The sequence below is a fragment of the Ferrimonas balearica genome, assembly GCF_019802055.1.
Classification (GTDB): Bacteria; Pseudomonadota; Gammaproteobacteria; order Enterobacterales; family Shewanellaceae; genus Ferrimonas; species Ferrimonas balearica_A.
In genome coordinates, this window is record NZ_JAHVHW010000007.1 from 759,554 (window position 1) to 778,409 (window position 18,856).

Below are 18,856 nucleotides of genomic sequence, written 5' to 3' on the forward strand. Positions count from 1 at the left end.
ATTGAGCTAGTGCGTTACATATTGAAGTCATCCAGCAGAATCAGCCCCAGTGGGCCTCCGCCACCAGCAGTGTCGCGAGCAATGGCGGTATAGATTTTGTTGCCCTCCAGGGTCAGGGCCAACGGGCCGATTGCCGCGTCCTTGGTCCCGGTCGCGGTTACGGTCACGACGTAGTCACCGGGGGGCAGGGCAACCAGTCCGGTTTCCGCCCGAATCGGTACATCGCTGAACGCCGGTTCTTCATCGGAGATGTCGTTGTCGGTTCCGACGTAGATGTCGACGTTTCCGGCACTCGGAGAGGCGTGGAGCAGGCGCAGCTGGGCAGCAGTGGCAATCCGGCGGCCTTTGCCTTCAACAATCCAGGGCGTGATTTCGGCAACGAAGCCGGTAGCCAACACGGTGTAGGCGGTATTGAGCGCAAAGTCGGCATCGGCATCGATGACGTAGGTGCCGGGGGCGGCAGACGGCTCAACTTTAAGGTTGTGGGTGCCGGCACTCAGGGGCAGGAAGCCGGAAAATGCCGGGAAGGGCACATCGCTCAGCGCCACGGTGTCGTCCACCAGTACGTTTACCTCCGGGGCATCGGGGGAGGCGTGCACCACCCGCACTTCAGCGCCTGCATTCACATCGCTGATGAGAGACACGCCATCGTCGCTCCAGGCCATCACATTGATGGGCGAGGGGCCGCTGAGGGTGTTGGTCACAGCCACCAGCATCAGGTCAGTTTCCGCGGCAAGCGTCAGGGCACCGGAGTCAAACACCACTTCCTTGCTTCCCGCCAGAGTAACTCGCGCCTGATAGTCACCTGAGGCGACTTCAATCAGGTCGCTGTATCCCTTAAAGGGCACGGATGCCAAAGCGGGGTCCATCATACTGATGTCCGCATCCGGTTCGGTCAGATAGACGTCCACTTCAGGCGCATCGGGACTGGCATGGACCACCTGAAGGCGGATGTTGCCGGCGCCAAAGTCCTCGTCGGGTCGGGTCAGAATCAGGGGCTCAAGGGTTTCGTCAGCCACTTTGCCCACCGCAATCACGGAGTATTCCATGTCGCCCATCAGGTCCAGGGTAGCTGGGCCGATTACGGTGGCGGTGTCTCCAGAGGGAAGCAGGGCATCGACACCGATACTGTACTCACCTTCAAACAGTTCGATAAAGCCGGATCCTTCCTGGTAATCCACCATCTCCAGCGCGTTATCGCCGTTAACGGTAATGTTCACCATTGGTGCGTCGGGGGAGGCATGAAGCACCCGAATGTCGGTGACTTCAAGGGGAATCACAGGCGGGGGAATAATCACCAAATCATCATCGTCGTCATCACAGGCAGCGAGGAAGGCCACGCTGCAACCCAGTAGCAGAACTTGGGCTATCCGTTTCATGAGGTCTCTCCGGTTGTTGATTTCGAAAAGACCTAACGGGTCAGAAAATTCGCTGGATCACATACGGGATTGCAATTCGAACAAATTTCCCGAGCGGGGAGTGAACAGGTTCTCGTGCAATCGTGCCGCAAACTCATCGGTCATGCCGGACAGGTAATCGGCAATGACCCGGTTGCCGCTGTGTCCTTCGGCCTGGTTCTCCTGCCATCGACGGGCAGTGGCACTGGGCAAAAGGCGCTGTGGATCGGACGCAAAGGCCTCAAACAGCTCCATCACCATCTGTTGTCCCTTGAACTCCAGCAGTTGCACCTCAGGCTTGCGAATGACGTCGGTCAGGACGAAGGCTTTCAGCACCTTGAGCAGGGTATGGTGCTCAGCACGAAGCCGGGCAATCTGACTTAGCAGCGGCAAGCCAGCAGCCTGCGGCTGTTCGACCAGGGTGACCGAGGTGATCAGCGCATTGACCAATGTGCCGATGGCGTCCTTACGGCGATGGTGTTCATGGCAGAAGAGATCATCGCTCAAGCGGCCCAGTTGCTCGGAGGTGAAGGGGCTACCCTGCGCCATCAAAGGCTCCACTACCTGTGCCTGCCACCGTGCCGCTTGCACGATGCCCAGCACAATGGCGTCCTCCAGATCATGCACCGAATAGGCGATGTCGTCGGCCAACTCCATGATGGAGCAGTCCAGTGATTTGCAGCGGCTGCGTCGATGACCACTGGCGTCAGGATGAGGCTTGAGCGACTGGAAAGCCTGACGCTCGGTTTCGGCCAGCGGCGCCAATACCCAGTCCAGGATCGGTTCGTCGTCATCGAATATCGACTTGGCCGGTTGCCAATCGCTGGCCTTAAGCTGGCGGAAGCTCGCAGCGGGGCCCTGCTGCCCTGGGCGAGCAACCTGTCGATGACTGACCGGATATTTGAGGATCCCCAGCAGGGTACGGCGGGTCAGGTTCATGCCGTAATCCTGAGTGTAGGGCTCCAGCCGGGACAGGATCCGAAACGTCTGGCCATTGCCCTCGAAGCCGCCATGCTCCCGCATCATGTAGTTCAGGGCGACCTCACCCCCGTGACCAAACGGCGGGTGGCCTATGTCATGGGCAAGGCAGAGGGTTTCGATCAACTGGTCGTCCAGCAGCGGCGCAATATCGGGAAACTTGATGCGCAACTGGGCGTTCAGCGCGGTGCCAATTTGAGAGGCTTCAAGGGAGTGGGTCAGGCGGGTTCGATAGAAGTCGTTCATGCCAACCCCCAGTACCTGGGTTTTGGCTTGCAGGCGACGGAAGGCGGCGGAGTGCAGCACCCGTGCCTTGTCGCGCTGGAAAGGACTGCGCTGATCGTCCTGGCGTTGTTTGTTTTCCTGGTAGCGCCGCTCCAGCCAGAGCGGCGATAAGGGTTTGCTCATCTGCCGTGTCCACTCAAAGGCTTAGCCTCCAGTGTCTGCGGCAGAGAGGGCAGCGTCAAGAGGGGCTGGCGAGACTGTCCAGAGTGGCCCCGCATGAGGCCAGGAACACATCCAGGAAGTAGGCCACTTCCGGTTGCTGGCGCAGCTCCGCCAGACGCGGCTCCAGCTTCTCGGCTACATGGGAAAACTCGTGGTTGTTGTGGGCCAGTTCATCCTTGGCTTTGAGGTAAGCGCAGATCACATCGGCGGCTTTGACCACCGCCGCGTACTCCGGGTCTACCCGGCTTTGGATCAACAGGTCTGCGAAATCCTCTCGCAGCGCTTCCGGCAGACTGTCGAGGCAGTGCTGCTCAGCCGCGGCCTCCAGCTTTTTGAACTCGCTGGTGATCTGGCTGTTGGAGTACTTCACCGGACTGACGATGTCGCCCAGACGGGTTTCCGAGCACTCGTGATACAAGGCGATGGTGGCGGCCCGCTCCGGTACCAGATCCCCGCCGTAGAGCCGGTTCTTAATCACCGCCAACAGGTGGGCCACGATGGCCACCTGATGGCTGTGCTCAGCGACGTTCTCCGGTTTGACGCAATACATCAGCGACCAGCGCCGGATCAGTGGCATGCGAAAGAGCCAGGCGAGGAAGGTGCTGCGGATTGGCGTCATGGAGGTCTCCTTTACCCTGAATTACTGACGATAGCGCCCCAGGAACTGTTCGAACTTGTCCATCGCCCGGTCCAGGTCCTCAATGTGGGGCAGGAACACCACCCGAACGTGATCCGGCTCCGGCCAGTTAAAGGCGGTGCCCTGTACCAGCAGGATCTTCTCCTGAAGCAGCAGGTCCAGAACCAGCTTCTCATCGTCGATCAGATTGAACTTCTTGGTGTCCAGCTTCGGGAAAGCGTACATGGCACCCCGGGGTTTGTATACGCTCACCCCGTCGATGGCATTCAGTCGCTCGACCACCAGGTCCCGTTGCTGGCACAGGCGTCCGGTGGGCAGAAGCAGCTCATTGACGGACTGGTAGCCGCCCAGTGCGGTTTGAATCGCATGCTGCACCGGTACGTTGGCACAGAGGCGCATCGACGCCAGCATCTCCAGTCCTTCGATGTAGCCACGGGCGTGGGAGCGATCTCCGGACAGCATCATCCAACCGGCACGGAACCCTGCGGCACGGTAGGCCTTGGAGAGGCCGTTAAAGGTCACGATCAGCAGATCGTCCGCCAAAGAAGCGGTGGGGATGTGGGTGGCACCGTCGTACAGGATCTTGTCGTAGATCTCGTCGGAGAACACGATAAGGTCGTTCTCCCGGGCGATCTGCAGCAGCTCCAGCAGCATGGCACGGCTGTAAACGGCGCCGGTTGGGTTGTTGGGGTTGATGATCACCAGAGCGCGGGTTTGCGGGGTGATCTTGGCGCGGATGTCCGCCAGATCCGGCATCCAGTCGGCTTGCTCGTCACAGCGGTAGTGTACGGCGGTGCCGCCACCCAGATGCACGGCGGCGGTCCAGAGCGGGTAGTCCGGAGCCGGTACCAGAATCTCGTCGCCGTTGTTCAGAAGACCCTGCATCGCCATCACGATCAGCTCGGACACACCGTTACCGATGTAGATGTCTTCCACATCCACGTCCATGATGCCGAAGGGCTGGTAGTGCTGCATCACCGCCTTACGGGCGGAGAACAGACCCTTGGAATCACAGTAGCCCTGGCTCTCAGGCAGGTTCAGGATCACATCGCGGATGATCTCCTCCGGGGCATCGAACCCAAAGGGGGCCGGGTTGCCGATGTTCAGCTTCAATACCCGGTGGCCCTCCTCTTCCAGTCGCTTTGCCTCCCGTGCCACTGGACCCCGAATGTCATAGCAGACCGAGTTCAGTTTGTTGGACTTCATAATGGGACGCATTGGAGGAAACCTCTAAAAAAAGTACGCAAAATAGGATCTCGCAACATATCGAAAAGCCTCGAAAGTGTGAAGCCCGGGTTGATGTGATGACGATCACAATATAGGATCATTGCTCTAGTGGTATGACCAGTCAAGGAGTGGATGTGAGCTGGCCGGTGAGTGCAAACACCGTAAGGCGGTTACTAAATGTATGGCCGCCTTTTCTGTTTCCGGGTATCCGGATAGAGCAGTTGGATCAGGATTATCGCTACTGTCGCGTTGGGCTGAGGTTGCGCGCCTGGAACCGTAACGCCAACGGCTCCCATTACGGGGGCAGCCTGTTCTCAATGACCGATCCCATCTATGCCATGATGCTGATGGGCATTTTTGGCAAAGAGTACCGGGTCTGGGACAAGGAAGCGGATATCGACTACATCAAGCCGGGTAAGGGTAGGGTGTATGCGGAGTTCCGTCTTACTGATGGGCAACTGGACGCGATTCGTTCCGCCACCGCAGAGGGCGACAAGGTTCTGCCGGAGTTTGTGGTGGAGGTGAAGGACGAAAGCGGCGATGTGGTATGTCGGTTGAGACGGGTGCTGTACGTCAGGAAGAAGCCCAAGTACCGAATGGCGCCGCCAGCGGAAGCGGCCTGATACAAAAAGAGGACCCCGATGGGTCCTCTTTTTTTGAGTCTGCTCGCGGGCGGATTAGCCCAGCTCAGCCAGGCACATCTCGTCGTAGATCTGCTTAACCCAGGCGTCCACGCGCTCTTCGGTCAGCTCAGGCTGGCGATCTTCGTCGATACCCAGGCCAACAAAGGTGTTGTCGTCCACCAGCGCCTTAGAGGCTTCGAAGGTGTAACCCTCGGTGGAGGTGTGGCCAACGATAATGCCGCCGCGCTCACGCACGATGTCAGCGATCTGGCCCATGGCGTCGAGGAAGTACTCGGCGTAGTCCTCCTGATCGCCACAACCGAAGATGGCAACCAGTTTGTCGGTGAAGTCGATTTGCTCCAGTTCCGGGAAGAAGTCATCCCAGTCGCACTGAGCTTCGCCGTAGTACCAGGTTGGGATCCCGAGCAGCAGCAAGCTGTAATCGTCGATCTCCTCTTTACTGCTCTTGGCGATGTCCTTTACGGCCACCATTTTTTCGCCAAGTTTTTTCTGGATCATCTTGGCAACGGCTTCGGTGTTACCGGTGTCGCTGCCAAAGAACAGACCTACGCTTGCCATTCGCATACCTATATCTGTTGGTGAATATGATCCGCCTCAGGGGCGGTCCGAGTCCAAGTTGAATTGTGCCAGCAAGATGGACTCAATCAGTTGACTGCGGCTGATATTACTGTCCAGGGCCTGGTCATTCAAGGCGTTGTATAACGCTTCTGAGACCTTGAGCTCAATGCGTTTGAGCCCCCGGGAGCGGTCCCGCTGGATCTGGTTACGCTTGTTGATCCGCAGTTGTTCTTCCCGGGTCAAAGGATTGGTCCGCGGGCGGCCACGGCGCTTCTCCGTGGCGAACATGTCCAGGGTCGTTCTGTCGGTTTTCTCGATTGCCATGATCTATGACGGTCAGCCGATGCCCGAGCCTTCCCAAAAGAGCTGAATCAGCCCTTTGGCAATGAAGCCGGCACAGCCTAAAAACAGCACTAGCCAAACGATAAAGCGCCCGAAAGGGGGCACATTACCCTTGTTCAATACGTCCCTGATGGACATGCCGATTAGGAAGAATATCGCCGCCAGACCCAGATTCAGGCCCAGCGCCTCCAATTGTTCAAATCGGATATTCAGCATGTCGTCACCTTCCTGGCGTTTTGAGGGCGCGCACTATAGCACAGCCGCTGGATCGTGACCATGGGTGGAACCGCCCAAATGCCGGTTAAGAAACTGGATCACCTGACGGTTAAACAGTTGAGGTTTCTCGGCATGAAGCCAGTGGCCGGTACCGGCTATCACCCGGGCCTCGGCGTTGGGGAAGCGAGCCTGCACCTCAGGCTGGTGTTCCGGCAGCAGGTAGTCGGAGTGCTCACCCTTGATAAAACGCACCGGCCCCTCCCAGGGAAGGGCATCCGGCAGGGCGCCAATAAGATGGGGGTAGTTGGCGTCAATGGCTGGCAGGTTGATCTGCCAGCGGTAGCCCCCTTCTGGGCGGGGCTTCAGGTTCTTGGTGAGGAACAGGGCCGTACCGGCGTCAATGCCGACCTCCATCATGCGCTGTTGCGCGGCCTTGCGTGACGGTAGGTTGGCGGCATCGATGCTGCTCAGGGTGGCCAGAATGGTGTCGTGACGACGGTGGTAGCCCACCGGTGCAATGTCCGCGACCACCATGGCGGTGACGCGCGACGGATGGGCCTGGGCATAGGTCATGGCCACTTTGCCGCCCAGGCTGTGTCCCACCAGCGCCATCTGCTCGATGGAGAGGGTTTGGCGCAGTTGCTCAAGATCCTCTGCCATCTCGGCCAGGCTCATGCTGTCGTTGTGGGCGGACAGGCCGTGGTTGCGCAGGTCAATGCGGATGATGTCGTACCCTTCCGCCTCCAGCGCCCGGCCTAGACCTGCGAGGTTGTCTCGGTCACCAAACAGACCGTGAATAAGGATGACGGTTGGCCCCTGGCCATGGCGTTCATAGTGAATAGACACCGGTTTCTCCTGCCGCACTGCAATCGGCGCCGGATTGTGCCAACGGTGTGAGCAACTTGGCAAGTTTTTGCCGTGGTCGGCAGCCAACTCGCTCGTTATAATGCGTCTGATTTTGTGCAAAAAAGCTGACAGGACTGCAATGAAATACATCGAGATCGACGACGAGCTGTACCGCTACATCGCCTCCAACACCCAACAGATCGGTGAGAGCGCTTCGGACATTCTGCGTCGCCTTCTGGGTCTGGAAGTGACTGCAGAGGCTGAGTCGATCCCGGAGCGAATCAGCGAGCCCTCAATGGAAGGGGTCGCCGAGCAAGCGCCGGTGCGCTCTGCGGTGGCAGAGTCAGGTGTGTTTGATGAACTGCTGGGCGATGAGCAGTTGGAACGTCAGAAAGGGGCTGTTGGCCGCTTCGTCTACCTTCTGGACTGTCTCTATCGTCAGTACCCCGGCACCTTTGATGGCGTGCTGGAGATCCGTGGTCGCGACCGCCTCTACTTCTCCCAAAGCAAAGAGGGTTTGCTGAAAGCCAGCCCCAGTGCCAACCCCAAGCAGATTGGCGCCAGCCCATTCTGGGTTTCCGCTAACAACAACACTGCCAAGAAGCGGGCTATCCTTGAGGAAGTGCTTGAATTGCTGGGTTGCCAGAAGACTCTGGCTGTCCGCATTGCAGAACAGATTTGATTCCCTCCAGGACGAAATATGTCACTACATGATCGGGCAGGTCAGCCTGCCCTTCAGTCTGATCTGGCGGACATCCCGCACCTGATCAGCAGTTACTACACCCTGTCACCCCGAGCCGACCACCCTGCAGAGCAGGTCAGTTTTGGCACCTCCGGTCATCGTGGCAGTGCGCTGAAGCGCAGCTTTAACCAGTCGCACATCCGTGCCATCACCCAGGCTGTGGTGGATTATCGTCGTCAGGCCGGTATTCGCGGCCCCATGTTGCTGGGCTATGACACCCACGCCCTCAGTCAGCCGGCGTTCTTTACTGCCATTGAAGTGCTGGCGGCCAACGGCGTCCGGATCCACATTCAGAAGGGCCGGGCTTTTCTGCCGACGCCGGTCCTCTCCTATGGCGTCATCCGCTACAACCGCACCAGCGATGAGTTGGCGGACGGTCTGATCCTGACCCCCAGCCACAACCCGCCGGCGGATGGCGGCATCAAGTACAACCCCCCGCATGGCGGCCCGGCAGACACCGATGTCACTGACTTTATTGCCGCCCGGGCCAACCACTACCTGGCCCATGGGCTGGAAGGTGTACGCTGGGTCAGCCACGATGTGGCCATGGCCACCGCCCTGGTGGAGGAGTGGGACCTGATCGGCGAGTACATTGAAGCGCTGGGTCAGGTGCTGAATATGGAAGTGATCGCTAAGTCCGGCATCCGTCTGGGTGTTGACCCGCTGGGTGGCGCCTCCGTTTCCGTGTGGCAGCGTATTGGTGAACGCTACGGTCTGGACCTCACCGTTGTGAACGATCGGGTGGATCCGGCCTTCGGTTTTATGGCGTTGGATAAAGATGGGCAGATCCGGATGGATTGCTCCTCAAGTCACGCGATGGCGCCGCTGCTGGCCATTAAGGACCAGTATGACCTGGCTCTGGCCAACGACCCGGATGCAGACCGTCACGGCATCGTTTGCCGTGATGGCGGGCTGATGAACCCCAACCACTTCCTGGCGGTGGCCATCGATTATCTGTTGGCTCATCGTCCCCAGTGGCCGCAGGGAATCGCTGTTGGCAAAACCCTGGTGTCCAGCGCCATCATCGATAAGGTGGTGGCCGCCAAGGGCTATCCGCTGCAGGAGGTCCCGGTCGGCTTTAAGTGGTTTGTGGAAGGTCTGAGCCTGGGCACACTGGGTTTCGGCGGCGAGGAGAGTGCCGGCGCCAGCTTCCTGGATCGTCAGGGCCGTGCGTTCAGCACTGACAAAGACGGGTTCATCCTCTGCCTGCTGGCGGCTGAGATCCAGGCGGTGACCGGACAGAGCCCCGCAGCCCATTATGAAGCGCTCGAAGCCCGGTTTGGTGTCCACCACTACCGTCGTATCGATGCGCCGGCTACCGAGGCGATCAAAGCGGCTTTCAAAACGCTGGACCCGGAAACGCTGAGCTGTGATCACCTTGCTGGCGAGCCGGTTCAGGCGATTCTGACCCGCGCCCCGGGCAACGGGGCCAGCATCGGTGGCCTGAAAATGGTGACTGAGCATGGCTGGTTTGCCGCCCGACCTTCCGGTACTGAGCCGATCTATAAGATCTATGCTGAGAGCAGCCTGGGTGAATCACACCTTAATGCTCTGCTGGAGGAGGCTCAGGCACTGATTGCCAAGCTCAGCAGCTAATCTGAATAGGGAGCCGCATTGGCTCCCTTTTTCGTACTTGAAGGAGACGCCCGTGAACATGAAAACCGCGTATATCCGTCCTGCCTTGATCCTGGCTTTGGGTCTGGTGGTGGGACTCGGTTTGTTGGGCTACCAGTTGGGCAGCAGCGCGCTTTCGATTAAAGCGTATGAGCGCAGTGTGACCGTCAAGGGATTGTCCGAGCGGGAGATGCCCGCAGATGTGGTGATTTGGCCCATCCGCATCGTGGCGGCGGATAATGATTTGACCGCGCTCTACAACAAACTTGAGGCGGACATTCAGACCATTCAGACCTTCCTGACCCGTCAGGGATTGGCACCGGGCACCATTACCGTGTCACCTCCCACCGTCGTTGATAAGCTGGCGCAGCAGTATGGCGGTGCGGCTGATGTTCCGCTTCGATACTCAGCCACCCAGAGCCTGACCGTCTACTCCTACGACGTGGATGAAACCCGTCGCATCATGGGAGAGATTGCCACTCTGGGCAAACAGGGCATCGTGATCAGCCAGGACGATTATCGCGGTGCCGTGCAGTACCTGTTTCTGGGGCTGAACGACATCAAGCCCGCCATGGTTGAGGAGGCCACCACCAATGCGCGCTCCGTGGCCCAGAAGTTCGCCGAGGATTCTCAGAGCCGTCTGGGCAAGATTAAGCGTGCCAGTCAGGGCCAGTTTTCCATCAACGATCGTGATGCCAATACCCCCTACATCAAGAAGATTCGGGTGGTCTCCACGGTGGAATATTACCTGTCGGACTGACCCATGAGTGTGCCCATATTTACGACTGAGCGAATGATTGTCCGGCCACTCGAGCCGGGTGATCTGCCCTGGTTTGCTGCCCTGGAGGCGGACCCAGAGGTGATGCGTTACACCGACCGGCCGCCGCAAACCTATGAGCAATCGACCTTTGCCCTGCTGGAACTGGCGGGGCAACGTGAGATTGATGGCTCGCTGTGCCTATGGGCGGTGACCTCAAACGACGGCAATGGACTGGGCACCGCCGCCGTCTATCGAAATGACGATGACCAGTGGGAGATGGGGTACAAGTTTCATCGCCACTGCTGGGGGCAGGGCCTGGCCAGTGAGCTGGCTCAGGCACTGGTGAGCTACCTGGAGAAGGCGCTTGCCGGTGAGTGCCTCCATGCCTATGCCTTCGCGGAAAATACCGCTTCCTGCAGGATCCTGGAAAAGTGTGGTTTTCGCCTGAGTCGCGAGTGGTTTAATGCTGAGTATCAACTGCTGGATCGACATTACCTGCGTCCACTGGTGAATTAAGTTACTTGTGCTGCCTGAGGGAGATTCGGGAAAAGAGCGCATTGGCTTACACAGAAGTAACGACACAACTTTGGCTTTTTGGCTTTTTCTTAAAATTGCTTAAGCAATGTCCGGTCTCAATTGTGTAATCTGAAACTCTGATGTTGAGCTGTATCTCAGGGGTGTCATGTTTTTCACAACCACTCGTCTTACTCTCCGGCCAGCACTGCCTGAAGACGCTGGTATGACGGTGTCGTTCCGCCATGCCCCTGACCTTGGCGATGCCGACCGGTTTGACCCCCGCTTTCCCCCCTCTGTGGTACTCGACTCATCAGGCGATGAGATCGGCATGGTGCTGACCTGGCCCGAGCCGACGGGCGGGTGGCGTCTGGAGTTTGCCCTGTTCGAAAGTGCGCGCGGCAAAGGGTACGCCAGGGAGATGATCAGAGCCTGGGGGCATCGTTTTCAGCAGGAGTGTCCCAGCGACACGCTCACCGCATGGGTAAAACCGGACGATGGCGCAGCGGAATCGGTACTGCGATTTGCCGGTTTTGAACTGGCTGGAGAGGGGCGCTACCAGTTGCCGTCCCTTGCGCGCTAAACCCACAGCAACATCAGGTGTTCGTTTTCCGGGATCGGGGATAGGCTTAAAGCCTGCCTCAATCAAAAAAGGAGCCTGAGATGATTGCCGTAGGAGACACCCTTCCCCCCATCACCTTTACCCGCCTGACCGCCGATGGCATGGAAACCGTGGATAACGGATATTTCGCCGGGCGAACCGTGGTGCTGTTTGCGGTGCCCGGCGCTTTTACACCAACCTGCAGCCAGGCCCACCTTCCCGGCTATGTGGTGCTCGCGGACAAGTTGAAAGCGGGCGGCGTGGATGCCATCGCTTGTGTTGCGGTGAACGATGCGTTTGTGATGAAAGCGTGGGGCGACAGCCAGAACGCCGACGCCATCGATATGCTGGCCGATGGTGATGGCTCGGTCCATAAGGCATTGGGCCTGAGCATGGAGACCGGCAGCTTTGGCGGCACCCGTGCCCAGCGCTACGCCATGGTCATCAAAGACAACGTCGTCACCCTGCTCAATGTGGAAGCGCCCAAAGCGTTTGAGGTGAGCGACGCCGAAACCGTGCTCAAAGCGTTGAACCTGTAATCGAAAGGGGGCCTATGCGCCCCCTTTTGCTGACGTCAGCACGGCAAGCGGGTACACTTCGCCCACCCATTCCAAACGAGTAACGCCGATGTCGATCCAGTGGTTTCCCGGCCATATGAACAAAGCCCGCAATGAGATCCGCGAGGTCATGCCCCAGATGGACGTGATCATCGAGGTTCTGGATGCGCGCATCCCCTACAGCAGTGAAAACCCAATGGTGGCCAAACTGCGCAAGGATAAGCCGGTGATCAAGATCCTCAACAAGGCGGACCTGGCGGACCCTGAGATGACTCAGGCCTGGATGGCTTATCTGGAGCAGGAGCGAGGCGTAAAAACCCTGGCCCTGGCGGACGATAAAGTGGGCCATATCCATAAGATCGTGGAGCTGTGCCACAAGCTGGTGCCCAGCAAAGTGGGCCCAGGCAAGCAGATTAAGGCGATGATCATGGGGATCCCCAATGTGGGCAAGTCCACCCTGATCAACACTCTGGCGGGGCGGGTTGTGGCCAAAACCGGCAACGAGCCGGCGGTCACAAAAGCGCAGCAACGGATCAAGTTGGATGACGGCATCATGCTGTATGACACCCCCGGCATGCTTTGGCCCAAGCTGGAGAACGAACATTATGGCTACCGTCTGGCAGCCACCGGGGCGATTCGGGACACCGTGGTGGTATACGAGGACGTGGGCAGCTATGTCTCCGAGTACCTTCTGGCAACCTATCCGGAACTGCTGAAGAGTCGCTACAAGCTGGATGAACTGCCGGAAACCGACTGGGAGTTTATGGAGATGGCGGGCAAACAGCGGGGCTGTGTGCGTTCCGGCAACCAGGTGGACTTCACCAAGTTCGGCACCATTCTCATCAATGAACTGCGTAGCGGCACCCTGGGGCGGATTACCCTGGAAACCCCGGAGATGAAAGAGCGCGAAGAGGCCGAGTTGGCGATTCTGCGCGAACGGGCGGAGGCGGAGAAGGAAGCCAAAGCCCAGGAGAAGGGCAAAAAGCGCAGTAAGCGCCGTCGTTAAATGAATGAGAAAGCCGGGCACAACGCCCGGCTTTTTTGTGTCCGTTGCCCGGCTCAGTAGAAGGGCAGGTGGCAGGTGGGCTCATCGTTTTTCTCCAGGTAATTCTGGTGGTACTCCTCGGCACGCCAGAAGGTGGTGGCCGGGGTGATCTCGGTAACGATGGTTTTGTCTTTCCAGTAGCCTTCCGCCTGCTGATGAGCCTTGGAGCGAAGCGCCGCCTCCTGCTGATCTTCATCGTGATAGAAGATCACCGAACGGTACTGGCTGCCAAAGTCCACCCCCTGCTGGTTTAAAGTGGTGGGGTTATGGTGTTGCCAGAAGAACGTCAGAATCTCATCAAAGCACACTTCATCGGCATCAAAGGCAATCTGCACCACTTCCGCATGGCCGGTGTGCCCCTGTTTCACCTCAGGGTAGGTCGGGTGCTCAAGGTGCCCACCCATATAGCCGCAGGCCACTGACTTTACCCCGGGGATTTGACGCAGGAAGTGCTCCACACCCCAGAAACATCCGGCGCCCAGGGTGGCAATCTGAACTCGACTCATGCAAGGCTCCTAAACCGTATCAGCAGTAGCGGCCACCGGCGCGCTCTGTGCCGACAAAATGGCCATTTGGATGGCTAAACGTCTAGGAGCCTAACTCAAGTTTACTCATTTGCCAAGCGTGGCGTTGCTCCTGTGCTGGTTTGGGGTAATCACCCTGTTACAATGGGCGCCACGATGAAATCTCCAAGGAGAGAGATGGTGTTACAACAACAAAGGGATCTGCTTGATCACACCCTGACCTACCCCCATAAACTCCCCGCCGAAGAGCGCTTCACCCTGGATAACGGTGTCCGGGTTCATCTGAGTGATGTTGGCGTGCTGACCCTGGAGCCATCAGAAGAGACCCGCCAGGACGTGGTGCTCTCTGCGGGCGTCCATGGCAACGAAACGGCACCGATAGAGATGCTGAATTCGCTGGTCAAGGAGCTGCTGAGCGGTCATCGCCCGCTGAAAAGCCGACTGCTGGTGCTGCTGGGCAACCCCGCCGCGATGGTGGCGGGCAAACGGGAACTGGAGGTCAATCTGAATCGATTGTTCAGTGGCGCCCACCGGCAGGGCAGCAGTGATGAACATCGTCGAGCGGCCCTGCTTGAGCAGCGGGTTCGCGGCTTTTTTGAAGCGGGAGGAGAGGGGCGAGCCCGTTTCCATTACGACCTCCACACCGCCATCCGTGATTCCCAGCGGGAAAAATTTGCCATCTACCCGTTCCGCCATGGCCGTCCCTGGCGCTGGCAGCAGATCGACTTTCTGGCCAGCGGTGGCGTCAACACCATTCTGCTGTCCCACAGCCCGACCACCACCTTCAGCTACTTCTCCTCCAATGAGTTTGGCGCGGACGCGTTTACCGTGGAACTGGGGAAGGTTCACCCCTTCGGTAAGAACGACCTTAGCCGACTGGAGGCACTGAAAGCTCAGTTGGGGCGCCTGCTGGCGGAGCAACCGCTGGCGCTGGAGCAGGTGAACCGTGACGAGGTTACGGTATTTGATGTGGCCCAGGTGATCGACAAGCACAGCGATAAATTTGCCTTCACGTTCGAGGACAATGCCGCCAACTTTACGCCATTTCCCCGTGGTCATCTGCTGGCAACGGACGGCGATAAGGCCCATCATGTCAAAGCGGAGCAGGAAGCGATTGTGTTTCCCAATGCCAAAGTGGCCAATGGTCAGCGCGCTTTGTTGACGGTGGTGCCTGTGGGGTCTGACCAGCCATTTGAGTGAGCCAATGTAAATTCCCTTGTACAGCCCAGTCGCTTAAGCGCTGGGTTTTACCCCACCGGGGAGGTTGTTAAGCAGTTTACGTAAAGGTAACGTGAGCTCGGCAAACTATAACGATAAGAAGTGCCTGGCCCACTGAAGGGTCGGGAACCAACAAGCAACCATTGGGACAGTAACGATGACGGACAGTTCGACCTTGGATGCGGTGAGCCATCAGGCCACCTTCACCGAGGGCCAGGCATTGGCCATTCCCACCCTCAAAATTCTCCAGGCTGACGGCACGCCCTACGACGATGCGGTCATGCCGATGATCGACAAGGCGTTGGCGCTGAAGATCTATGACACCTGCGCTTTTATCCGGGTGCTCGATGAGCGGATGCTGGCGGCGCAACGCCAGGGCCGCATCAGCTTCTATATGACCTGCATCGGGGAAGAGGCCGCAGTGACCGGCTCGGCGGCAGCGCTGGAAGGTCAGGACATGATCATGGCTCAGTACCGGGAACAGGCAGCACTGCGCTACCGCGGGTTCTCCACCGAGCAGTTTATGAACCAGATGTTCTCCAACGCCAAAGACCTGGGCAAAGGCCGCCAGATGCCGATCCACTACGGCAGCCAGGAACTCCACTACATGACCATCTCTTCGCCGCTGGGGACACAGATCCCTCAGGCGGCGGGATACGCCTATGGGCAGAAGTTGGCGGGCGAGCCCGCAGTCACCATCTGCTACTTTGGTGAAGGTGCTGCCTCGGAAGGGGACTTCCACGCTGGCCTCAATATGGCGGCAGTCCATCAGGCGCCGGTGATCTTCTTCTGCCGCAACAACGGCTACGCCATCTCCACCCCCTCCAATGAGCAGTTTGCCGGTGACGGCATTGCCCCGCGAGGTGTGGGCTATGGCATCAAAACCATCCGCGTCGACGGCAACGACATGCTGGCGGTACTGGCGGCAACCCAGCAGGCACGTGCCGTTGCGCTGTCGGAAAACTGCCCGGTGCTGATTGAGGCGATGACCTACCGTCTGGGCGCCCACTCCAGCTCCGACGACCCCACCGGTTACCGCTCCCGCGAAGAGGAAGCCAAGTGGCGCGAGCACGACCCGGTGCTGCGCTACAAGCTGTGGCTGATCAACAAGGGCTGGTGGAGCGAAGCGGAAGATGAAGCCCTCTATCAAACCTACCGGGAAGAGGTGCTGGCGGCGGTGAAAGTGGCAGAGAAGGTGCCGCCACCGGGGCTGGATACCCTGGTTTCCGACGTCTATGACAATGTCCCCCGACACCTGGCGGATCAACTCGACGCGGTGCGCGAGCAGATCAAGCTGTACCCCGAGCAGTACCCGGCGACCGCTGGCAAGGAGGCCTGAAGATGGCGCAAATGAATCTGTTGCAGGCGATCAACAACGCTCTGGATATCGCCATGGCCGCCGACGAGCGCGTGCTCTGCTTTGGTGAAGACGTTGGCCACTTTGGCGGGGTATTTCGCGCCACTGCCAAACTGCAGGACAAATACGGCAAGTCCCGCTGCTTTAACACGCCGCTGACGGAGCAGGGGATCATCGGCTTTGCCAACGGCCTGGCAGCCCAGGGCCATCGCCCGGTGGCGGAGATCCAGTTCGCTGACTACATCTTTCCCGCGTTCGACCAGATCGTGAACGAGTCCGCCAAGTTCCGCTATCGCAGCGGCAACGAGTTCAATGTTGGCGGATTGACCATCCGGACCCCCTACGGCGGTGGTATCGCCGGTGGTCATTACCACTCCCAGTCCCCGGAAGCCTATTTCACCCAGACGCCGGGTCTGAAAGTGGTGGTGCCCCGAAATCCTTATCAGGCCAAAGGTCTGCTGCTGGCGTCCATCCGTGATGACAACCCGGTGGTGTTCTTTGAGCCCAAGCGGATCTACCGGGCTTCCGTGGGTGAGGTGCCGGAGGAGGATTACCAGCTGCCACTGTCGGAAGCTGAGGTGGTGAAAGCGGGCACCGACATCACGCTTCTGGGCTGGGGTGCCCAGATGGAGCTGATTGAGAATGCCGCCAAACGCGCAGAAGCGATGGGGATCAGCTGTGAAATCATCGATCTTCGAACCCTGCTGCCCTGGGACGTGGACACGGTGGCGGCCTCCGTCGAGAAGACCGGTCGCCTGTTGATCTCTCACGAAGCCCCCCTGACCGGAGGGTTTGCCGGCGAGATCTCCGCCACGATTCAGGAGCGTTGCTTCCTCTATCTGGAGTCACCCATTGCCCGGGTCTGCGGCCTGGATACCCCTTATCCGCTGATGCTGGAGAAGGAGCACATGGCCAACGAGCACAAGATCTTCGAAGCCATCAAGGCCTCGGTGAATTTCTAAGGAGCGGACATGATCAAGGATTTTATCCTCCCGGACATCGGCGAAGGGGTTGTTGAATGTGAGCTGGTGGACTGGCTGGTCAGCGAGGGGGAGGTGATCAAAGAGGATCAGCCGGTGGCTGACGTGATGACCGACAAAGCGCTGGTTCAGATCCCCGCTCCCTATGACGGCGTAGTGACCAAGCTCTACTACCAGAAAGGGGAGATCGCCAAAGTGCATGAGCCCCTGTTCCAGGTTCAGTTGGACGGCGAGGAGAGTGAGCCGGTCAGCGCTGAGTCTGCACCCGCCGCCGAAGTCGCCGGGACCACCACCGAACTGCGCGACTTTATTTTGCCGGACATCGGCGAAGGCATCGTTGAGTGTGAAGTGGTGGATTGGCTGGTTGCCGAGGGCGACCCGGTGGAGGAGGATCAGCCCATCTGCGACGTGATGACCGACAAGGCGCTGGTGCAGATCCCTGCCAAAGAAGCGGGCATCATCAAAAAGCTCTATTACCGCAAAGGGCAGGTGGCCAAGGTGCATGAGCCCCTGTTTGCCCTTGAGGTGACGGTCACTGCCGACGAAGCCAGCGTGACAGCAGCCACCTCGGCTCAGAGCCAGGCTCCTGCGCCTGCGGCGCCCGCTACCCCTGCGGCACCGGTTCCAACCGGCAAAGCGCTGGCCAGTCCGGCGGTTCGCCGACTGGCTCGTGAGCATGATCTGGATCTGAGTCTGGTGCCCGGCAGCGGCAAGAGTGGACGCGTGCTGAAAGAGGATATCCAGGCCTACCTGGCGGGCGGTTCCGCCTCCGTTGAGGCCGCAAAATCCACTGCGGCTCCGGTGGCGCCGGCAGCAATTGCAGCGGTCATTCCGGCGAGCGCTGAGGACAGGGTAGAGCCCATCCGCGGCATCAAGGCGGCCATGGCCAGACAGATGATGGCGTCGGTGCAGAGCATTCCGCACTTTACCTACTGCGAAGAGCTGGATCTCACCGAGTTGGTGGCCCTGCGCGCCCGGATGAAGGAGCAGTACGCCAAAGAGGGGGTGAAGCTCACTCTGATGCCGTTCTTTATTAAGGCGCTCTCTCTGGCGATGCGGGAGTTCCCCGTACTCAACAGCCGCGTGAACGACGACTGCACTGAGCAAACCTTTGTGGCTGACCACAACATCGGTATGGCGGTGGACGGCAAGCTGGGCCTGATTGTGCCCAACGTCAAACAGGTACAGCACCGAAGCATTGTTGAGGTGGCGAACGAGGTGACCCGGTTGACCCAGGCCGCCCGTGATGGCCGGGTGGATCCTTCCGACATCAAGGGGGGCACCATCTCCATCTCCAACATCGGTGCGCTTGGCGGTACTGTCGCCACACCCATCATCAATAAGCCGGAAGTGGCCATTGTGGCACTGGGTAAGCTGCAGACTCTGCCGCGCTTCAATGAGCGCGGTGAGGTGGAGGCGCGGACCATCATGCAGGTGAGCTGGTCCGGTGATCACCGGGTGATTGATGGCGGCACCATCGCCCGGTTCTGCAACCAGTGGAAACAGTATCTGGAGCACCCGGAAAGCATGATGATGGCCATGAGCTAATCGGTAATCTCAGAACCAAGGGCCAGCGAAAGCTGGCCCTTTTCGTGTCTAAAGAGGAATTTACGCCACACTTTCACTTGAGCAAAACGTGAACAGCAGTTAGGT

General features: G+C 59.0%; 21 protein-coding genes. 12 read left to right on the top strand and 9 right to left on the bottom strand.

Annotation, left to right across the window (positions count from 1 at the left end):
- Positions 1-14: 14 nt before the first annotated feature.
- From KUV52_RS10985 to KUV52_RS11000, 4 genes are read right to left on the bottom strand one after another with little or no spacing between them, the layout of a single operon-like run.
- Complete coding sequence (locus tag KUV52_RS10985; protein WP_222525978.1) at positions 15-1,379, bottom strand: DUF4397 domain-containing protein; 1,365 nt, start codon at positions 1,377-1,379, stop codon at positions 15-17.
- A gap of 57 nt (positions 1,380-1,436) precedes the next feature.
- Positions 1,437-2,783: an anti-phage deoxyguanosine triphosphatase gene (locus KUV52_RS10990; RefSeq protein WP_222525979.1), complete on the bottom strand. Its 1,347-nt coding sequence runs from the start codon at positions 2,781-2,783 to the stop codon at positions 1,437-1,439.
- Positions 2,784-2,838: 55 nt separating this feature from the next.
- Positions 2,839-3,441: a 5'-deoxynucleotidase gene (yfbR, locus tag KUV52_RS10995; protein WP_222525980.1), complete on the bottom strand. Its 603-nt coding sequence runs from the start codon at positions 3,439-3,441 to the stop codon at positions 2,839-2,841.
- 21 nt (positions 3,442-3,462) lie between these two features.
- The gene (locus tag KUV52_RS11000) at positions 3,463-4,677 is read right to left on the bottom strand and encodes a pyridoxal phosphate-dependent aminotransferase (RefSeq protein WP_222525981.1); all 1,215 of its coding nucleotides are present in this window, start codon (positions 4,675-4,677) and stop codon (positions 3,463-3,465) included.
- A gap of 143 nt (positions 4,678-4,820) precedes the next feature.
- Between KUV52_RS11000 and KUV52_RS11005 the strand changes: the two genes are divergently transcribed.
- Positions 4,821-5,309 carry a DUF4442 domain-containing protein gene (locus tag KUV52_RS11005; RefSeq protein WP_315900150.1) on the top strand — a complete coding sequence of 163 codons (489 nt, stop codon included), beginning with the start codon at positions 4,821-4,823 and terminating at the stop codon, positions 5,307-5,309.
- A 54-nt stretch (positions 5,310-5,363) separates the two neighbouring features.
- Here the strand turns inward: KUV52_RS11005 and fldA are convergent, their stop codons facing one another.
- The 4 genes from fldA to KUV52_RS11025 are packed head-to-tail and all read right to left on the bottom strand — an operon-like array spanning position 5,364 to position 7,292.
- Complete coding sequence (gene fldA / locus KUV52_RS11010) at positions 5,364-5,888, bottom strand: flavodoxin FldA (protein ID WP_222525983.1); 525 nt, start codon at positions 5,886-5,888, stop codon at positions 5,364-5,366.
- Between the two features lie 36 nt (positions 5,889-5,924).
- Positions 5,925-6,212, bottom strand: coding sequence for a LexA regulated protein (gene ybfE / locus KUV52_RS11015; RefSeq protein WP_222525984.1), 288 nt, complete (start codon positions 6,210-6,212; stop codon positions 5,925-5,927).
- Positions 6,213-6,224: 12 nt separating this feature from the next.
- Positions 6,225-6,446, bottom strand: a complete 222-nt coding sequence (locus KUV52_RS11020) for a DUF2788 domain-containing protein (RefSeq protein ID WP_222525985.1) — start codon at positions 6,444-6,446, stop codon at positions 6,225-6,227.
- Positions 6,447-6,479: 33 nt separating this feature from the next.
- Positions 6,480-7,292: an alpha/beta fold hydrolase gene (locus KUV52_RS11025; protein ID WP_222525986.1), complete on the bottom strand. Its 813-nt coding sequence runs from the start codon at positions 7,290-7,292 to the stop codon at positions 6,480-6,482.
- 139 nt (positions 7,293-7,431) lie between these two features.
- Here KUV52_RS11025 and seqA point away from each other — a divergent pair, with 139 nt between their 5' ends.
- The 7 genes from seqA (at position 7,432) to ylqF (ending at position 13,085) form a co-directional block, all read left to right on the top strand.
- Positions 7,432-7,974, top strand: a complete 543-nt coding sequence (seqA, locus tag KUV52_RS11030; RefSeq protein WP_222525987.1) for a replication initiation negative regulator SeqA — start codon at positions 7,432-7,434, stop codon at positions 7,972-7,974.
- 18 nt (positions 7,975-7,992) lie between these two features.
- On the top strand, positions 7,993-9,630 hold the full coding sequence (gene pgm, locus KUV52_RS11035; RefSeq protein WP_222525988.1) for a phosphoglucomutase (alpha-D-glucose-1,6-bisphosphate-dependent): 1,638 nt from the start codon (positions 7,993-7,995) through the stop codon (positions 9,628-9,630).
- A gap of 58 nt (positions 9,631-9,688) precedes the next feature.
- Positions 9,689-10,408 carry an SIMPL domain-containing protein gene (locus KUV52_RS11040; protein ID WP_222526835.1) on the top strand — a complete coding sequence of 240 codons (720 nt, stop codon included), beginning with the start codon at positions 9,689-9,691 and terminating at the stop codon, positions 10,406-10,408.
- 3 nt (positions 10,409-10,411) lie between these two features.
- Positions 10,412-10,924 (top strand): GNAT family N-acetyltransferase, encoded by a 513-nt coding sequence (locus tag KUV52_RS11045; protein ID WP_222525989.1) that lies wholly within the window; start codon positions 10,412-10,414, stop codon positions 10,922-10,924.
- Positions 10,925-11,090: 166 nt separating this feature from the next.
- Positions 11,091-11,504 (top strand): GNAT family N-acetyltransferase, encoded by a 414-nt coding sequence (locus tag KUV52_RS11050; protein WP_222525990.1) that lies wholly within the window; start codon positions 11,091-11,093, stop codon positions 11,502-11,504.
- An 80-nt stretch (positions 11,505-11,584) separates the two neighbouring features.
- Positions 11,585-12,061, top strand: a complete 477-nt coding sequence (locus tag KUV52_RS11055) for a peroxiredoxin (RefSeq protein WP_222525991.1) — start codon at positions 11,585-11,587, stop codon at positions 12,059-12,061.
- A gap of 88 nt (positions 12,062-12,149) precedes the next feature.
- Positions 12,150-13,085, top strand: a complete 936-nt coding sequence (ylqF, locus tag KUV52_RS11060; protein WP_222525992.1) for a ribosome biogenesis GTPase YlqF — start codon at positions 12,150-12,152, stop codon at positions 13,083-13,085.
- A 53-nt stretch (positions 13,086-13,138) separates the two neighbouring features.
- Here ylqF and msrA read toward each other — a convergent pair whose 3' ends face one another.
- On the bottom strand, positions 13,139-13,630 hold the full coding sequence (msrA, locus tag KUV52_RS11065; RefSeq protein ID WP_222525993.1) for a peptide-methionine (S)-S-oxide reductase MsrA: 492 nt from the start codon (positions 13,628-13,630) through the stop codon (positions 13,139-13,141).
- Between the two features lie 195 nt (positions 13,631-13,825).
- Here msrA and astE point away from each other — a divergent pair, with 195 nt between their 5' ends.
- The 4 genes from astE to KUV52_RS11085 all read left to right on the top strand — a co-directional run bounded on the left by astE (position 13,826) and on the right by KUV52_RS11085 (position 18,751).
- On the top strand, positions 13,826-14,848 hold the full coding sequence (gene astE / locus KUV52_RS11070) for a succinylglutamate desuccinylase (protein ID WP_222525994.1): 1,023 nt from the start codon (positions 13,826-13,828) through the stop codon (positions 14,846-14,848).
- 175 nt (positions 14,849-15,023) lie between these two features.
- Positions 15,024-16,205, top strand: a complete 1,182-nt coding sequence (locus KUV52_RS11075; RefSeq protein ID WP_222525995.1) for a thiamine pyrophosphate-dependent dehydrogenase E1 component subunit alpha — start codon at positions 15,024-15,026, stop codon at positions 16,203-16,205.
- A gap of 2 nt (positions 16,206-16,207) precedes the next feature.
- Positions 16,208-17,185, top strand: a complete 978-nt coding sequence (locus KUV52_RS11080) for an alpha-ketoacid dehydrogenase subunit beta (RefSeq protein WP_222525996.1) — start codon at positions 16,208-16,210, stop codon at positions 17,183-17,185.
- A gap of 9 nt (positions 17,186-17,194) precedes the next feature.
- Positions 17,195-18,751 carry a dihydrolipoyllysine-residue acetyltransferase gene (locus KUV52_RS11085; RefSeq protein WP_222525997.1) on the top strand — a complete coding sequence of 519 codons (1,557 nt, stop codon included), beginning with the start codon at positions 17,195-17,197 and terminating at the stop codon, positions 18,749-18,751.
- Positions 18,752-18,856: the final 105 nt, after the last annotated feature.

Coding starts and splice junctions, on each gene's coding strand:
- KUV52_RS10985 (WP_222525978.1), bottom strand. CDS start 1,379: ATGAAACGGATAGCCCAAGTTCTGCTACTGGGTTGCAGCGTGGCCTTC.
- KUV52_RS10990 (WP_222525979.1), bottom strand. CDS start 2,783: ATGAGCAAACCCTTATCGCCGCTCTGGCTGGAGCGGCGCTACCAGGAA.
- yfbR (WP_222525980.1), bottom strand. CDS start 3,441: ATGACGCCAATCCGCAGCACCTTCCTCGCCTGGCTCTTTCGCATGCCA.
- KUV52_RS11000 (WP_222525981.1), bottom strand. CDS start 4,677: ATGCGTCCCATTATGAAGTCCAACAAACTGAACTCGGTCTGCTATGAC.
- fldA (WP_222525983.1), bottom strand. CDS start 5,888: ATGGCAAGCGTAGGTCTGTTCTTTGGCAGCGACACCGGTAACACCGAA.
- ybfE (WP_222525984.1), bottom strand. CDS start 6,212: ATGGCAATCGAGAAAACCGACAGAACGACCCTGGACATGTTCGCCACG.
- KUV52_RS11020 (WP_222525985.1), bottom strand. CDS start 6,446: ATGCTGAATATCCGATTTGAACAATTGGAGGCGCTGGGCCTGAATCTG.
- seqA (WP_222525987.1), top strand. CDS start 7,432: ATGAAATACATCGAGATCGACGACGAGCTGTACCGCTACATCGCCTCC.
- pgm (WP_222525988.1), top strand. CDS start 7,993: ATGTCACTACATGATCGGGCAGGTCAGCCTGCCCTTCAGTCTGATCTG.
- KUV52_RS11040 (WP_222526835.1), top strand. CDS start 9,689: ATGAAAACCGCGTATATCCGTCCTGCCTTGATCCTGGCTTTGGGTCTG.
- KUV52_RS11045 (WP_222525989.1), top strand. CDS start 10,412: ATGAGTGTGCCCATATTTACGACTGAGCGAATGATTGTCCGGCCACTC.
- KUV52_RS11050 (WP_222525990.1), top strand. CDS start 11,091: ATGTTTTTCACAACCACTCGTCTTACTCTCCGGCCAGCACTGCCTGAA.
- KUV52_RS11055 (WP_222525991.1), top strand. CDS start 11,585: ATGATTGCCGTAGGAGACACCCTTCCCCCCATCACCTTTACCCGCCTG.
- ylqF (WP_222525992.1), top strand. CDS start 12,150: ATGTCGATCCAGTGGTTTCCCGGCCATATGAACAAAGCCCGCAATGAG.
- msrA (WP_222525993.1), bottom strand. CDS start 13,630: ATGAGTCGAGTTCAGATTGCCACCCTGGGCGCCGGATGTTTCTGGGGT.
- astE (WP_222525994.1), top strand. CDS start 13,826: ATGGTGTTACAACAACAAAGGGATCTGCTTGATCACACCCTGACCTAC.
- KUV52_RS11075 (WP_222525995.1), top strand. CDS start 15,024: ATGACGGACAGTTCGACCTTGGATGCGGTGAGCCATCAGGCCACCTTC.
- KUV52_RS11080 (WP_222525996.1), top strand. CDS start 16,208: ATGGCGCAAATGAATCTGTTGCAGGCGATCAACAACGCTCTGGATATC.
- KUV52_RS11085 (WP_222525997.1), top strand. CDS start 17,195: ATGATCAAGGATTTTATCCTCCCGGACATCGGCGAAGGGGTTGTTGAA.